This is a genomic window from Thermodesulfobium sp. 4217-1 (assembly GCF_039822205.1).
GTDB lineage: Bacteria > Thermodesulfobiota > Thermodesulfobiia > Thermodesulfobiales > Thermodesulfobiaceae > Thermodesulfobium.
In genome coordinates, this window is the sequence record NZ_JBAGBW010000023.1 from 13857 (window position 1) to 28814 (window position 14958).

At 34.0% G+C, this 14958-nt stretch carries 14 protein-coding genes; 1 reads left to right on the forward strand and 13 read right to left on the reverse strand.

What is annotated here, in order from left to right; all coding sequences use genetic code 11:
• Positions 1-9: 9 nt before the first annotated feature.
• The 13 genes from V4762_RS08280 to V4762_RS08340 all read right to left on the reverse strand — a co-directional run bounded on the left by V4762_RS08280 (position 10) and on the right by V4762_RS08340 (position 13558).
• Entirely contained in the window at positions 10-837 is an 828-nt protein-coding gene (locus V4762_RS08280) for an SDH family Clp fold serine proteinase (protein ID WP_347315309.1), read from the reverse strand.
• On the reverse strand, positions 834-3239 hold the full coding sequence (locus V4762_RS08285) for an ATP-dependent Clp protease ATP-binding subunit (protein ID WP_347315310.1): 2406 nt from the start codon (positions 3237-3239) through the stop codon (positions 834-836). The genes V4762_RS08280 and V4762_RS08285 overlap by 4 nt, the downstream gene beginning before the upstream one ends.
• Positions 3226-3555 (reverse strand): MerR family transcriptional regulator, encoded by a 330-nt coding sequence (locus V4762_RS08290; RefSeq protein WP_347315311.1) that lies wholly within the window; start codon positions 3553-3555, stop codon positions 3226-3228. The genes V4762_RS08285 and V4762_RS08290 overlap by 14 nt, the downstream gene beginning before the upstream one ends.
• Positions 3555-4454 (reverse strand): J domain-containing protein, encoded by a 900-nt coding sequence (locus V4762_RS08295; RefSeq protein WP_347315312.1) that lies wholly within the window; start codon positions 4452-4454, stop codon positions 3555-3557. The genes V4762_RS08290 and V4762_RS08295 overlap by 1 nt, the downstream gene beginning before the upstream one ends.
• The gene (locus V4762_RS08300) at positions 4444-4998 is read right to left on the reverse strand and encodes a nucleotide exchange factor GrpE (RefSeq protein ID WP_347315313.1); all 555 of its coding nucleotides are present in this window, start codon (positions 4996-4998) and stop codon (positions 4444-4446) included. Before V4762_RS08300 ends, V4762_RS08295 begins: the two co-directional genes overlap by 11 nt.
• Before the next feature lie 223 nt (positions 4999-5221).
• Positions 5222-7129: a molecular chaperone DnaK gene (gene dnaK, locus V4762_RS08305; protein ID WP_347315314.1), complete on the reverse strand. Its 1908-nt coding sequence runs from the start codon at positions 7127-7129 to the stop codon at positions 5222-5224.
• Between the two features lie 355 nt (positions 7130-7484).
• Entirely contained in the window at positions 7485-8342 is an 858-nt protein-coding gene (locus V4762_RS08310) for an ATP-binding protein (protein ID WP_347315315.1), read from the reverse strand.
• Positions 8343-8357: 15 nt separating this feature from the next.
• Positions 8358-8660: an STAS-like domain-containing protein gene (locus V4762_RS08315; protein ID WP_347315316.1), complete on the reverse strand. Its 303-nt coding sequence runs from the start codon at positions 8658-8660 to the stop codon at positions 8358-8360.
• A 227-nt stretch (positions 8661-8887) separates the two neighbouring features.
• Positions 8888-9316 (reverse strand): Fe-S cluster assembly scaffold protein NifU, encoded by a 429-nt coding sequence (gene nifU, locus V4762_RS08320; protein WP_347315317.1) that lies wholly within the window; start codon positions 9314-9316, stop codon positions 8888-8890.
• A complete protein-coding gene (gene nifS / locus V4762_RS08325; RefSeq protein WP_347315318.1) occupies positions 9298-10506 on the reverse strand; it encodes a cysteine desulfurase NifS in 1209 nt (402 codons plus the stop codon). Before nifS ends, nifU begins: the two co-directional genes overlap by 19 nt.
• A gap of 144 nt (positions 10507-10650) precedes the next feature.
• Entirely contained in the window at positions 10651-12345 is a 1695-nt protein-coding gene (locus tag V4762_RS08330) for an ABC transporter ATP-binding protein (RefSeq protein ID WP_347315319.1), read from the reverse strand.
• 11 nt (positions 12346-12356) lie between these two features.
• Positions 12357-13307, reverse strand: coding sequence for a hypothetical protein (locus tag V4762_RS08335; protein WP_347315320.1), 951 nt, complete (start codon positions 13305-13307; stop codon positions 12357-12359).
• Between the two features lie 59 nt (positions 13308-13366).
• Positions 13367-13558, reverse strand: coding sequence for a hypothetical protein (locus tag V4762_RS08340; protein WP_347315321.1), 192 nt, complete (start codon positions 13556-13558; stop codon positions 13367-13369).
• Between the two features lie 211 nt (positions 13559-13769).
• Here V4762_RS08340 and V4762_RS08345 point away from each other — a divergent pair, with 211 nt between their 5' ends.
• A complete protein-coding gene (locus tag V4762_RS08345) occupies positions 13770-14882 on the forward strand; it encodes a hypothetical protein (RefSeq protein ID WP_347315322.1) in 1113 nt (370 codons plus the stop codon).
• Positions 14883-14958: the final 76 nt, after the last annotated feature.

Here is a 14958-nt window from a genome sequence, read left to right on the forward strand (position 1 = left end):
CTTTATACCTTATTTACCTTTCGTAGGAAGTCTATATGGAATAGGAATAAATTGCACCGAAGGCCTTCTGTTGCCAGCCTGGGGATACAATTCCATCAGTTCATATACCTCATCTGGCAAATCATTTTTAACCGGAATGCTCAAATTCTTTATCTCTTCAAATGAAATCGGATAATCATGGGTCCATTTTCCGCTTGTAAAGAGATCGGCTAAAAATGATGCCCTTTCGTTGTCCATCCTATCAGACAAAAGCTGCCTTATAGTGCTCTTTACTTGATTAATAGCTTTTTGTGACATGTCTGCCAAAATCAAGGTTTTATCTTCCACATTCTCCATGCCCTTTTCTCTTACAGCCTGAATAATAGAAACTGCAGGATATTCTCCTAACTGAGGGTCTACAGGTCCTAAGACAGCATTCTCATCAAGGTATATCTCATCGGCAGCGAGAGCGAGCATAGTACCGCCAGACATTGCGTAGTGAGGGACGAAAACCCTCACCTGCGCAGGATGCCTGATAAGTGCCTTTGCTATCTGTTCGGCAGCCAGCACCAGCCCTCCAGGCGTGTGCATGATAATATCGATAGGCATATCTTTTTCTGTAAGCCTTATGGCTCTCAATATTTGCTCAGAATCGTCAATATCAATATATCTTGAAAGAGGAATTCCAAAAAATGATATAGTCTCCTGTCTGTGAATGAGGGTGATAACCCTTGAGTTCATCTTCTTTTCAAGAGACCTTATGGTCCTTACCCTCATACTCTCAAGATATTTTTGCTGTAGAACAGGGGTAAAGGCAAAAATTATAAATAGAAACCAAATTATATCAAAAGGATTCAATTTTCTATTACCAAAGAGATATTATTATTCTCTACAACTATTTTCACATTATCTCCCTCTTTTAAGTTTTTATTTAAAATTTCTTTTGCAATGAGATTCTCAAGTTTTTTCTGCATAAACCTTTTTAGAGGTCTCGCTCCCATAGTTGGCTCATATCCTTCTCTGGCAAAAAAGTCTTTAGCTTCATCTGTTAGTATAATATTAATCTTTCTTTCGCTCAATCTTTCCTGTATATTATCTATTATCAATTTTACAATTTTCTCTATATCAGATCTCGAAAGTGGCTTAAATACGACAATCTCATCAATTCTATTTAAAAATTCCGGTCTGAAGGAAGAGTTTAACAAAGATAGAACTCTATTTTTAGCTTTTTCAAATTCGTGCTCGTCTTCCACATTTGTATTTAACAATACATCAGAACCCAAGTTAGATGTCATTATTATAACAGTATTTCTAAAATCTATAGTCCTGCCCTTACCGTCAGTCAATCTGCCATCATCAAGAACCTGCAACAATATGTTAAACACATCAGGATGGGCTTTCTCAATTTCGTCCAAAAGGATCACAGAGTATGGCCTTCTTCTGATAACCTCAGTAAGCTGTCCACCTTCTTCATATCCCACATATCCTGGAGGAGCTCCAACCAACCTTGATACAGAATGCTTTTCCATATACTCTGACATATCAATCCTTACCAAAGCATTTTCATCTTTAAATAAAAAGGCAGCCAGCGCCTTGCTAAGCTCAGTTTTGCCCACACCAGTTGGCCCCAAGAATAGAAAGGATCCTACAGGCCTCTTCGGATCCTTTAATCCAGACCTTGATCTCCTGATAGCTTCTGAGACAGCTTCGACTGCCTCATCTTGACCAATTATTCTTTTATGTAATATGTCCTCCATCTTAGTCAATTTGTCAACTTCTTCTTGAACCAATTCTGTTACAGGTATCCCTGTCCACCTGGAAACCAGATTTGCAATATCTTCTTTATCTACAACCTCATTAACCTTTTTGTCAATAAGCCATTTATCTCTTTTTTCTTTAAATTCTTTTGAAAGTGAATCAGATTCATTTTTTAACTTTGCAGCCGATTCATAGTCTTCTCTTTTAACGGCCTCTTGGCCTTCTTGATTTAATCTTGAAAGTTTATTTTCCATTTCTTTGAGGTCTGTTGGCATATTTGAAAGTTGGATCCTTACCTTTGCAGCAGCTTCGTCAATCAAATCTATAGCTTTATCTGGCAAAAATCTATCGGATATATACCTCTCAGAGAGATTAGCAGCCGATTCTATTGCATCATCAGTTATCTTCACCCTGTGATGCGCCTCATATTTATCTCTTAGGCCCTTTAAGATAGAAACAGTATCCTCTACGCTGGGTTCCTTAACAAAAACTGGTTGAAACCTTCTTTCAAGTGCTGGGTCTTTTTCAATATGCTTTTTGTATTCGTCGAGTGTAGTAGCTCCTATCACCCTCAGTTCACCTCTTGCAAGAGCAGGTTTCAAAAGATTAGACGCATCCATAGCGCCTTCTGCAGCGCCTGCTCCAACTACAGTGTGCAATTCATCAATAAACAATATATAATTTTGCGTCTTAGTTACAGAATCAATTATTGCCTTCAATCTCTCCTCGAATTCGCCTCTAAACTTTGTTCCAGCTATGAGCGCACCCATATCAAGAGATAGAAGTTGTTTGCCTTTCAATATTTCAGGAACATCGTTTGAAGCTATCTTTTGAGCAATGCCATCAACAATAGCAGTCTTTCCTACACCTGGTTCACCTATTAATACAGGATTGTTTTTCGTCCTTCTTGAAAGGATTTGCATAACTCTTTCAATCTCTTCATCCCTACCTATTACAGGATCTAGCTTTCCTTCTAAAGCAAGTTGAGTTAAATTTCTTGTATATTTTTCAAGGGCTTGATATTTATCTTCAGCACCAGGATCCGTCACTCTTTGGGTACCTCTTATATCTTTAAGTATTTGGTAAACTTTTTCTTCTGTAAAGCCGTATTCATTCAATAATCTTGAAGCAGGGCTCTCGCCCTCCTTTACAATCGCGATCAAAACATGATCAATTCCTACAAATTCATCTTTTAGCCTGATAGCTTCTTCCTCAGCAATATCCAAAACTTTTTTTAGAGAAGGAGTAATGTAAATTTGTGGAGTTGCGGATGAATATTGGATTTTTGGCAATTTGTGTAAGATTGATTCCAGTTTACTTTTAATATCGTTCTTGTTAATGCCAGCTCTTGTTAATATATTCCCAACAAGTCCCTCTTGCTGACTAAGCATCGCATACAAAAGATGTTCCACATCCAGCTGGCTATTCTGAAAAGATATTAAAATTCTTTGTGCTGATTCCAAAGAATCTCTTAATTGTTCGGTAAATTTATCTGGATTCATTATTCTCACCTTCTTTCTCTTGAGAAATTTTTTCCAAGATACTATTTAGTCTTAACACTTCAGACTCTAACTCCTCTACACGCTTCGAAAGCCTTAATATTACCTCCACTCCAGCTATATTTATTCCAAGGTCTTTTGTAAATTCCTGAATCTTTTTTAACACTTCAATATCTTCATCGCTAAAAACTCTTGTTTTGCCAGCAAGCTTTTTTGGACAAATCAAACCCAACTCTTCATATCTTCTTATAGTCTGCGGGTGAATTGACAGCATCTTTGAAACAATACTAATTGCATAAAAACCTACTGTTTCTGACATTATTTCTCACCCCTTAACTTTGCCCATTTCTCTACAAGCTCTTTCTCATCTTTTGAAAGATTTTTCGGAATTTGTACGTTCAAACTAACAAGAAGATCGCCTCTAACTTTATTATGTTTTAATAACCCAAGTCCCTTTAATCTTAAAGTTGTTCCAGATGAAGAACTGGGTGGAATCTTTACAGTCACCTTGCCATCAGGACTTTCCACCGAGGCCTCTCCTCCAAGAAGTGCAGTAAATAGAGAAATGTTTATCGATGTTTTAATGTTTTCACCGTCAAAAGAAAATCTTGAATCTTTTTCGATCTTCACTTTTACATATAGATCTCCGCCATTTTGGCCCAAACCTTTAAACTTGATCTTGGACCCTTCTTTTACTCCAGCAGGAATCTTTAGCTCAACGTCTCTTTTTAAATAAGATAGATTTACTTTTTTTGTAGTTCCGTGTAAAAATTCATGAAAAGATAAAACTACTTCAGATTCTACATCTTGACCCATATTTGTTCTAACGTTTTGCTGCTTTCCAAAAAGGTCAAATGGTGAAAATCCCTTACTGGAAAAGCCCTTCTTACCGCTAGAACCAAATATGCCATTTATGAGGTCAAAGATATTGTCAAAGTCACCAGGGTTAACGTTATATTGATTATAGAATCCACCATTTGCGTTTTGATTGCCTGACGCTCCGCCTGTCCATGAAGTCCCCATCTGATCGTATATTTTTCTCTTTTCAACATTTGATAATACCTCGTGGGCTTCGTTTATCTCTTTAAATTTTTCGGCATCACCGCCTGGGAGATCAGGGTGAAATTTTCTTGCCAGCTTTTTATAAGCCTGCTTAATCTCTTTCTCAGTAGCATTTTTGTTTACACCAAGGATCTTATAATAGTCTTTATAGTTCATCTAAGATTTCGCCTTCCTTTTTGGGCGGTCGGCTTACTTTTACTTTTGATGGGATCAATACTTCGTTGTTATACATATAACCAGCACTAAGTTCTTGAAGTATTGTGCCTTCAGGTTTATCTGATTCCTCTGCGAAAACGATTTCATGATAAAGTGGATTAAAGATGCTATCGGGCTCAGCGTCAATCTTTTTAACATTTTCCGATTTGAGCGCTTCATACAGGTTTTTGTAAACCATCTCTATTCCCTTTTTAAAGCTATCAGAGTCAGAGTAAGACAGGGCTTTTTCAAGCTGATCAATATTGGGAAGTATCTTAGACAAGAAACTTCTTCTTATCTCATTTGATTTAAAATCTATTTCTCTTTGATTTCTTTTTCTAAGATTGTCATAATCAGCGACACTTCTTAGATATTTATTTTGCAAATCGCTTACTTCTTTTTTTAGCTGCTCAATAAGAGCATCTTTATCTTCAATTGGAGTTTCGACATAGTCTTTAGACTCCTTGTCGAACTCATCATTGTTTTCTATTTTTATCTCAGACATATTTTTACCTCCTTTCAATATACTGCTTAAATATTTATAAAGTTTTCCAAAACATGTTTCAAGTATTGATGCCCTGGTAACGAGTGACAGCAAATTTAAATAACCATATTTATAATGTTGCCACCCGTTACCTTAGCAAAAGAAACAATCAAGCTCAAAAACATTTAACTATCTTAAAAGCAATAATTCTCAAAACAAATACAAAATATTTTTAGAATTTCTCTTAATTGTCCTTTTTAAAATCAGCGTCTATAACTTCGCCTTCTTGAGGACCTTGTTGTGAAGACTCAGATGTTGTCGGTCCAGAAGAGGCAGTAGATGAGCTATTTTTATAAATTTCTTCGCTAAGCTTATAGCTTAGCTCTTTTAGCTCATTCATTTTTGCTTCAATTTCAGACTTGGCAGCGTTATTGTTTACCAGATCTCTCAATTCTGAAATTCCTTTTTCAATCTTTGTTTTTTCATCTTGAGAAACCTTATCGCCCATATCCTTAAGAGTCTTCTCTAAGCTATAGGCGAAGCTTTCTGCCTGATTTCTTGTATCAGTTTCTTCTTTGATCCTCTTATCTTCTTCAGCAAATTGCTCAGCCTTCTTAACCATTTCATCAATATCATCCTTAGACAGGGTAGAGGCTCCCGTAACGGTAATCCTTTGCTCCTTGCCAGTACCAAGATCTTTCGCATGAACAGTTAAAATACCATTTGCATCAATATCAAAAGCAACTTCGATTTGAGGTACCCCTCTTGGAGCAGGTGGCAATCCTTCCAACCTAAACCTTGCAAGGGTTCTATTGTCCCTTGCCATAGCTCTTTCTCCCTGAAGAACATGAATTTCCACGGCAGGCTGACTATCCTCTGCTGTGGTAAATATTTCACTCTTCTTAGTAGGAATAGTAGTATTTCTCTCAATCATCTTTGTAAAGACGCCACCAAGAGTCTCAATGCCCAAAGAAAGCGGCGTAACGTCTAACAAAACTATGTCCTTTACTTCTCCCGTAAGAACTGCGCCTTGAATAGCAGCGCCTACAGCCACAACTTCATCAGGATTTACTCCCTTATTTGGTTCTTTTCCAATTAACTTCTTTACAAGCTCTTGAACAGAAGGCATCCTGGTAGAACCGCCCACAAGGATGATTTCATCTATATTTTCAACCTTAAGTTTTGCATCATCAACAGCCTGTCTAAATGGAGCGATACATCTTTCGGTAAGACTTCTTGTGATATCCTCAAACTTTGCTCTGGTAATAGCCATCTCAAGGTGCTTTGGACCAGTTTGATCAGCAGTAATAAATGGCAAGCTTATGTTCGTGGATGTCATGGAAGAAAGCTCAATCTTAGCTTTCTCTGATCCCTCCAGCAGTCTTTGCCAGGCTTGCTTATCAGTTTTTAAATCTATTCCCTGATCCTTTTTGAACTCTTCAGCCAGATAGGTTGCAAGAGCTAGATCGTAATCATCTCCGCCTAAGTGAGTATCTCCAGATGTAGATTTTACTTCGAAAACTCCGTCACCAACTTCTAATATTGACACATCAAATGTTCCGCCGCCAAGATCCCAAACAAGAACTGTTTCATTCTTTTTCTTATCCAAACCATAAGCAAGAGCTGCAGCAGTAGGCTCATTTATTATCCTTACTACTTCTAAGCCAGCGATTTTACCAGCATCTTTTGTAGCCTGTCTTTGTGAATCGTTAAAATATGCGGGCACAGTAATAACAGCTTTTGTAATCTTGGTGCCAAGATATGCCTCTGCATCAGTCTTTAACTTCATTAGTATCATTGAGGATATCTCCTCAGGAGAGAGATCCTTATTTGCAACTGGTATTTTAAATTTTACAGAATCATTAGGACCCTGCACAACTTCATATGCCACTCTTTTTTTCTCAGCAGAAACCTCAGAAAAACGATGCCCTATAAACCTTTTCGCCGAATAAACAGTATTATCAGAGTTAAGTACAGCCTGCCTTCTCGCAAGTTGACCTACCAATCTATCACCAGTTTTTGTAAAACCGACTACAGATGGCGTCAGTCTACTACCCTCACTATTTGGTATTACAACAGGCTCGCCGCCTTCAACTACAGCAATAACTGAATTAGTAGTACCTAAGTCGATACCAACAATCTTGTCTGACATTATTACACCTCCGAAAAGTATTAAATTATATTTTCAAAAATAATATACCATATTGATTACTACGTGTCAATAGTATTGATAACATAATACTCAATAGAACGATAGAGTGATAATTAATAGGTTTAGTATATATAGCTTACTTTTATGAACTTTAAAAAATTCTCAATAAAAAACATCTCATAAGTGTCACATAAATGGTCATTTATGATTTCGATAAACAGTCTATTAATGGATATATTAGCCTTAGAGATTAAAGAAGAGCTTATAGAAGCCAACAGGTAGAAAAAAAAGAAACTTTTACAATAAAGCAACTTGAGAAAAATTTTAGAAAATTATAATAACTTCAAAGCCTATCTCAGAAAATTTTATCATCATCATCATCATTCCAAACAAACGCCTTTAGGAAATATTGCAACATATAAAGTTTCAATATATCGCTCATACCACTTTCTGAAAGCTCAAAAACAACTATAACGCCTTTCCAATTAACCTCTTCAGATAATATTTTTATATTATTGCATCCTAATTTAACTGCACAATTGTTAGAAATGATGATCAATCTGCCATTTGTTTCTTCTATAATTCTTCTTAAAGTATACAAACCATAACCTGCATGATTTATTTCTGAATAATAAAGGTTAACTTTAGATGGTGGAGAACTAACCCCTTTTTCTAAAGCTTTTATTATTGCTTCACTCTCTGTAAAGACATTATATTTTCCTCTCAAATTAGATAAAAATCCTACACCTCTGTCAATTATACATATCTGAATTTTACCCTTTTTTGAGAAATACTGTCCTGATATAACAGGTGTTCTATCGCTTAAAGAATGATATACAGCGTTATTTAAAAGTTCACCAGTCATATATATCAAATAATCACTTAGATCATTTTTGTCTTCTTTATGCAAGTTACGGATTATTAAATTAACTATTTTATTGCCATTTTCTCTAATATTATTAAAGTCTACAATTTCTAAAGGAATATAATTTTTATCTATATTATATTTAGAAGAAAGAGTTTTTATATAACTAGATGATAAATATGAAGGATTTGTACGTACATTAAGATTAGAATTTTCTAGTTCTAAAGCTTTCAATATTGCCCCACCTATAGGTTCAATAAACCAGTAGTTTGAAACATTAATCTCATTTTGACTTATTTTTACAAAATTATTGAATTCTTCAACAAAATTTTCAAAAGTAAAATCCATTTTAATAATCTTATTTTAAGCAGTCTTCATCTTTTTGCTATAGCTTACAACAAAATTCAAAACATCTTTTATTTGCCCATTTGTATTAATTAAACCTATATGATTTTTTACAAATTCTACACCTTTATTGCGAACTATTACACCTATTATCTCATCTCCAAAAGACTGAGTAATAAGGACAAACCCTTCAAAATCAATCACAACTTTATTATCATTTTCTAATATTTTTTCGATATTTTTTCTCACAATTAATCCATCATATCTTGATATCAAATTATCAGAATCCGAGAACAGACTTTTTAATTTTACAATTTCCATAACAAATTACCTCCCCTATCTAATAGCAATAAATAATTATACTGTTATTAAAAAAATACTTCAAGTTGACAAATTGCTTTGTTTCAAGCTACACCGAATTACCATCAGAAACTCAAAAGTGTTTCTAATGAAGCTTGAGTATGCAACTCTTTATGTTAAATAACCACCCAAAAATACTTGATAATATGAATCTAAGGGTGGTTATTTGATTTTATATAATTAAAATTTTAATTATTACATTGATGATCCTTTATAACCTCAGCATGCGTCCTCTCTTTCCACAGATCAAGATTATTGGCTTTTCTGTAGTCATTTATAGCTTTATGTATTGCTTCTTCAGCCAAAACGCTGCAATGCATTTTCATAGGAGGTAAGCCATCCAATGCCTCTGCTACAGCCCTATTTGTTATCTCCCACGCTTCTTCGACCGTCTTGCCTTTTATCAGCTCACTTGCAATACTAGATGATGCAATTGCAGATGCACAGCCATAGGTCTCATATTTTACATCCTCAATAATATTATCCTTAACTTTTATATAAACCTTCATAATATCGCCGCATCTGGGATTGCCTACTTCACCTATTCCATCAGCGTCAGAAATAACGCCCACATTTCTTGGGTTTCTAAAATGATCCATTACTTTCTCGCTGTACATGATATCTGCTCCTCTCTATCTAAAATTTGACTCCAAAGGGGCGACATAGCCCTTCTTCTTTCCACAATTTTAGGCAAAACATCTAAAACATAGTCAACGTCTTCTTCGGTTGTATTCAATCCAAGAGTCATCCTTACAGAACCATGAGCGACTTCATGAGATAGACCGATCGAGAGCAGGACATGCGAAGGTTCCAGGGAACCAGATGCACAGGCACTTCCAGTAGAGACAAAAACTCCTGCGTCATCCAGGTCAAAGAGCAAGGTCTCGCCCTCTACTCCTACAAAACTAATGTTTACATTGTTGGGCAATCTATTGTCGCCTCTGGGACCATTCAACTTTGCATTAGGGACTTTATTTAGAATGCCTTCAATTATCTTATCTCTTAAAACTCTCAGACGATTGATTTCAAAATCAAGCTCTTCTCCAGCAATTTCAATAGCCTTACCCAATCCAACAATTCCAGACACATTCTCTGTACTGGCTCTCTTACCTCTTTCCTGTGCACCGCCATCAATTAAATTATCTATCTTAACGCCTTTTCTTATATACAATACTCCGACACCTTTAGGCCCATAGAATTTGTGGCCTGACATAGACAACAGGTCTATGTTCATTGATTTTACATCAATAGGCAAATGTCCAACTGCCTGGACTGCATCAGTATGAAAATATATACCCTTTTCTCTACAGATTTTTCCAATTTCTGATACTGGCTCAATCGTACCAATTTCGTTATTCGCAAACATTATTGAAACCAATATAGTCTTCTCGGTAATAGCATTTTTCAGATCCTCTATTTTTATAAAGCCTTCAGAGTCTACAGGCAAATAAGTCACAGAAAATCCATTCTTTTCAAGAAACTTACTTGCATTTAATATTGCATGATGTTCTATCTGTGACGTGATAATATGATTTCCCCTGGCTCTATTAGCAAATGCAATGCCCTTAATAGCCCAATTGTCGCTTTCAGAACCGCCAGATGTAAAATAAACCTCGTTCTCATCCGAGTTTATAACTTTTGCTACCTTATGTCGCGCAAGCTTGATAGCACTTTTGTTGATCTCAGAAAAAGAATACAAGGAAGATGGATTGGCGAAATTATCCTTGAAATAAGGCATCATCTCATCTAAAACACCTTGCCTTACAAAAGTAGTAGCAGCATAATCCATATATATAGATCTTTTCATCTTAAATCCTCCTTGAATCACATTTTTAATAATCAAATTTATAACTTTCTTACACACAGCCATTTAAACTTAAATTTTTTATAAATAAAGTTTACTAATTTACTATACTATTATTGTATAATAATTTACCATTTTAGTAAACTATTAAATTTTATAATCTGTTTTGTCTGTTTTAAAAATCCTGCCCTCTTGAATAACCAGAAGATAATCAGAATATCTTAAGTTCTCAGGCCTATGGGTAGTATAAACAATAGTCTTGTCTTGAAATCTGTTCATAATATTCTCAAATAAGTCTTTTTGTGTGTTTATGTCGATTGCCGATGTGGCCTCATCAAAGATAAAAACTCCTGCGTTTGTGAGCAAGGCTCTCGCAAGAGATATTCTTTGTCTTTGCCCCTCAGAAAGCATATATCCCCTCTCCCCCACATGAGTGTGGATTCCATCTGGCAAGTTTTTTACAAAATCATCTAAACATACAATTTTTAAAATTTCATCTATATCGCAATCTGATTTATCAAAATTCGAATATTTTATATTTTCAAGAATTGTTCCATTAAACAATATTGGTCTTTGCCCAACCAAACAAATGCTATCTCTGAGTGATCCCAGTTTGAATTCCTTTATATCTTTGTCATTTATGAGTATGTCACCCATAGTGGGCTCAATAAAGCGAATCAACAAAGAGGCGATTGTAGTCTTGCCAGATCCAGACTTGCCAACCAAAGCAACCTTATCAGAACGAAAAATTTTAAAATTTGCGTCTTTAATTAGCAGGTCATTAGATTCATACAAAAAGTTGACATTTTTAAACTCAATATAGTTAATGATGTTATTTTTTATACATTCATGTCCATCAACTATTAGTTCGTTTTCATTTAGGAGAGATAGAACTCTTTCTATACCAGCCCTCGATTCATAATATAGGCTAATGCTCTGAGAAATGCTGTTAATAGGTCCATATAAGGACTCTAAGTAAGAAATAAATATTATCAAGTCTCCAATGGTCAAATCATTTGACAAAACCTGTTTTACCCCAAACCACAATATCACTGCAGTACCCAAAGCGATTAGAACATTTACAACCCAGGCATGAATAGTTTCAAAAATATTAAGTTGGAGATTTAGACTAAGCGCGTCGCTGCTGGAGGTTTGGAATTTTTTGTATTCAGAATCTTCCATGTTAAAAATTCTCACGATATGCATATTATTTAAGAAGTATTCCACCGTAGACAATAGCTTGCTCTCTTTTTCCCTTAACTTATTTGAAACCTTAAAAATAGCCTTATTTAGAAAAGAGATAGACAAAAACAAAACAGGGATAGTAAAGAAGAATACAAATAAAAGCTTTTGATTGATTTGAAATATCACAATAAATATTCCAAAGAGAAGAATTATTGAAGAAATCAAAGGAAAAATTATTTTTGTTGCTATGACCTGAATTGACTGAGTGTCATTTATAGTTCTATATATTATGTCACCTGCTGATTTTTTATTAAAATATGAGATCTGAATTTTCTGTAATTTTCTATAAATATCCAACCTAATATCGGTCAATATTGCGTTTCCAAAATATATTTTAGATATATTATTCAGCAGTACAAACGCGCCTAACAGAAAATATATTAATACAAATGACGCACAAAGAATAAATAGTTGGATATCGAAAGGCAGATAACCCACAGCACTAAAAGGCAGATTTTTCTTTTCAATTAGATAATCAAATGCAAATTTTACAGGCCAGGGCTTAAGAAGTTGAAATAGTTGGATAAAAAGAATCTGAAATATTATAAAAAGTGTAATTTTTTTATAACGAAAGAAAAACTTAAAAATATCTTTCATTCTATATGAAGTTAATATCTTGAAAATGGAATGGTATAAAGAGGCGTATCGGGTGAAATTTCATTAATAACTTTATCCAATAGTTTAAGCTTTCTCTCAGAATCTAACCATGCCCATTGCCCGTTTGGGTTTATCTCCAAAAAATAGTACTTATCTTCGCCATATAGAAAGTCAAACCTTCCAAAGTGAAGTTTTAGTTCTCTCATAAACTGAAAAATAGAATCCCTTACACAGTCTGGCAGAATGTGTGGCAACCACATATCAGTAGTAGTATCAACCGAAAGCTCTCTCCAGTCAATCGTTTTATCAAGAAAAGAAGTTCTATCAAGTTCAAAAGCAAATATTTCATCCCTTACAAATACTACCGTAATGTCCTTCTGAGAGTGAACATACTCCTGAACAAACCATGGACAATTAACATCTAACTCATTTTGATTCACTTTAGTAGCGAAAACTACCGATCCATCCTCAGAAATTGGCTCAGATGTAAGGCTCTTAATAATAGTATCACCTTCTGTATTGAGTTTCTTATCAAAACCATATCTAAAAATATATTTAGGCACATTAAAGAACTTTTTAGCACATTTTAGTTGAACAAATTTTCCCACTCTATAATCCACAAGGGGCTCAGTTAAAACAATTTTACCTTCAGACCATAGAAGATTGATTATCTCTCTCATTACATACCATATCTCTATTTCATAATAAGCATCTTCTGAAGATAGCCTTTCTTCAGGAAATAGATCTCTTATTCTGGAAGGCTTTCTCCAAAGAACCTTTGTAATGTCCTTATCGGTAACGTATCTACCTGTAGGGTCCTCAATCTTAAATGAATCTTCATCTATAAATATTTTATAATCTTTAAAAATATCAGTATTAAATCTAAATACCTTATCCTCGCCAATATAATATACTAAAAGATCTACAGTCGTATCATATGTAGTAGAAAATATAAATAACAAGTAATCCCCCTTAAAAAAAGTTGCCCACATCCATCAAATGGACATGGGCTCAAGTTTAGCTAAGAATCCCCTTCAGTTGACTTGCTTTCTCCGTCGAACATCGTAGAGCTTTTCATGCTGTATTTAATCAACTTAAGATCTTTCCCTACCCAGCGCCTTTGCATAATGTGATCGTACGAACCAGTTTCAGTCAGTAATTCATCTTTTGAAATAGAGAGCTTTGATCTTGATAAATCTCTTCCCCTTAACATCCCTTAACCTCCTTAATATAGCTTAATCTAAATACTTATTGTATTATACCATAAATAATATTTAGATCAAACATTATAATTTACGTGAATTCAACGCAAATATACTGTTAAATTTAATTTCAAATTAATGATAAAAACTTAACCAATTTCTAAAGTATTTTTATGCTAAAATTAGTAATATTGCATATAAAATATATAATATGGTGATAATTTGACTATATACGAAAAATTAACTATTTATTTTCTGGTAATTATAGGCTTTATGCTTGGTTTTGCAGGCTTAGTTTTTCCACATCAAAAAGACCTGCTTATTTGGACATCTTCTGAATCGTTTCAAATCCAGCGTCTGCATATATTTTTCTTCAATCTAATTGTAGGAGGGACAGTTATATTATGGTTTACAAATAAAGAAGTTAGGTTTTCAAAAAACACATGGCTTTATCTGGCAATATCGTTTCTTTTCAGTATAAGTGTTTTTCTAAACCTCTATATGATCTCATTAATTTTAGGAGCAGCATTAGTCTTGCTTGTTGAAAGAGTTAGGATTCATCATTTTGGATTCTTTCCATTTTCCTTCTTTAATTACAAAGTTCCTGTTGAAAGAAAATTCCACTTAGCTTCGTTGCTTTGCCTGTCAATTGGGATAGTTTTAGCTGAATTAACGATTTTAAATAATTATTATTTACAAATATTGCCCTCAAACGTTTTGCCTTTAAATTATTTTTATCTAGGATTTTCCTTTCCGCTGTCTTTAATAATATTTTCAATAATTTACGATCTAATGGGTCACAAAGATGATCCGATTTTAAAAATGCAAGAGGAAATCAGTTTTTGGTTTGTAAACATTGGCGTTATCATATTTTTCATATTTATAATCTTAAAAATAGCAATAGGAGAGATTATTTGTGCTAGTTTATTAATAATCTATATAATATTTACTCTTTATCTGTTTCTTAAAAACTCCACTTATTTTATAAATAAAAAGTTTTTAATATCTGGAATTTTTTTTCTTATTTTAACTTCTCTCACCGGACTTTCAATGATATGCTTACAATTTTTTCATCCAGATATCTCTATCTATCAATTCTTAAACAGCCTATTACTGCAAATGCACGGATATTTAGCCCTGTATGGGTGGTCACTCTCAGGTTTGATTGTGATAATTAGAAATTTAGATATTCAGCAAAAATTTCAAAGCAATAAAAAAATACTAATTCATTGGTTTTTGTTAGTTATAATAGTTCCAATTGGAATTTTAAATCTGTGGTTTGCTATTTTAGCTATTCCGATATTTCTTATATATTTTTGGTCTACTTTAATATAATAAATAAAATTATTTCGTAAATTTTATTTATTTGCTAATAATTTTTATATTCAAAAACCAACAAATAATATATAAT

Bases quoted from the DNA above. Each gene is read 5' to 3' on its own strand.
- dnaK (WP_347315314.1), bottom strand. From the start codon at position 7,129: ATGTCAGACAAGATTGTTGGTATCGACTTAGGTACTACTAATTCAGTT.
- V4762_RS08340 (WP_347315321.1), bottom strand. From the start codon at position 13,558: ATGTTAAGGGGAAGAGATTTATCAAGATCAAAGCTCTCTATTTCAAAA.
- V4762_RS08330 (WP_347315319.1), bottom strand. From the start codon at position 12,345: ATGAAAGATATTTTTAAGTTTTTCTTTCGTTATAAAAAAATTACACTT.
- nifS (WP_347315318.1), bottom strand. From the start codon at position 10,506: ATGAAAAGATCTATATATATGGATTATGCTGCTACTACTTTTGTAAGG.
- V4762_RS08290 (WP_347315311.1), bottom strand. From the start codon at position 3,555: ATGTCAGAAACAGTAGGTTTTTATGCAATTAGTATTGTTTCAAAGATG.
- nifU (WP_347315317.1), bottom strand. From the start codon at position 9,316: ATGTACAGCGAGAAAGTAATGGATCATTTTAGAAACCCAAGAAATGTG.
- V4762_RS08315 (WP_347315316.1), bottom strand. From the start codon at position 8,660: ATGGAAATTGTAAAATTAAAAAGTCTGTTCTCGGATTCTGATAATTTG.
- V4762_RS08310 (WP_347315315.1), bottom strand. From the start codon at position 8,342: ATGGATTTTACTTTTGAAAATTTTGTTGAAGAATTCAATAATTTTGTA.
- V4762_RS08285 (WP_347315310.1), bottom strand. From the start codon at position 3,239: ATGAATCCAGATAAATTTACCGAACAATTAAGAGATTCTTTGGAATCA.
- V4762_RS08300 (WP_347315313.1), bottom strand. From the start codon at position 4,998: ATGTCTGAGATAAAAATAGAAAACAATGATGAGTTCGACAAGGAGTCT.
- V4762_RS08295 (WP_347315312.1), bottom strand. From the start codon at position 4,454: ATGAACTATAAAGACTATTATAAGATCCTTGGTGTAAACAAAAATGCT.